The sequence below is a fragment of the Chitinophaga sp. Cy-1792 genome (assembly GCF_011752935.1).
Taxonomy (GTDB): Bacteria; Bacteroidota; Bacteroidia; order Chitinophagales; family Chitinophagaceae; genus Chitinophaga.
Map to the genome: position 1 here is coordinate 1 of NZ_VWWO01000022.1, position 588 is coordinate 588.

Here is a 588-nt window from a genome sequence, read left to right on the forward strand (position 1 = left end):
GGTTTTGCCAAGGGTGTTCACCTCTTCCCATTCCGAACAGAGAAGTTAAGCCCCTTATGGCCGATGGTACTGCACAACAATGCGGGAGAGTAGGTAGCTGCCATATTTATTAAGAAAGGTCCTGGTGACAAACCGGGACCTTTTTCTTTCTCTAAGCGCAGAGCGGTTCTTCGTCACCTGCCAATTGGATTTCTACTATAGAAATCGCCAGTATACCTCCTTATTAATGATCTGCAACGATGGATCACTTTTCAATTTCAATAATTGTTCTTTTAATACAGGGTTAATTTATCTGAATTATATAATTCATTTACAATAATTAATGAATTGTTAGTCAGTAAATTAAAGATGAAAAAACTTTATAAAAGTTTTGGTGATTTAAAAGATAATCACTACCTTTGCAACCCCAACGCAAACGACGCGGAAAGGATAATAAAAAGTTCTTACAGCAAACAAGCTACATGTACGCCGGAAGGGCACAGAGATCGGATCTCATACATTAACAACGGTTACTACAGAGTAATCGAAAGTTCTTTGAAAGAATGGAAACAACAGCACGAATCAAATTAGTGATAGTTTGATTCACAT

At 37.4% G+C, this 588-nt stretch carries 1 rRNA gene; it reads left to right on the plus strand.

Features of this window, described 5'->3' with window-relative positions:
- Positions 1-106, plus strand: a 5S ribosomal RNA gene (gene rrf, locus F3J22_RS30275); the annotation flags it as partial.
- Positions 107-588: the final 482 nt, after the last annotated feature.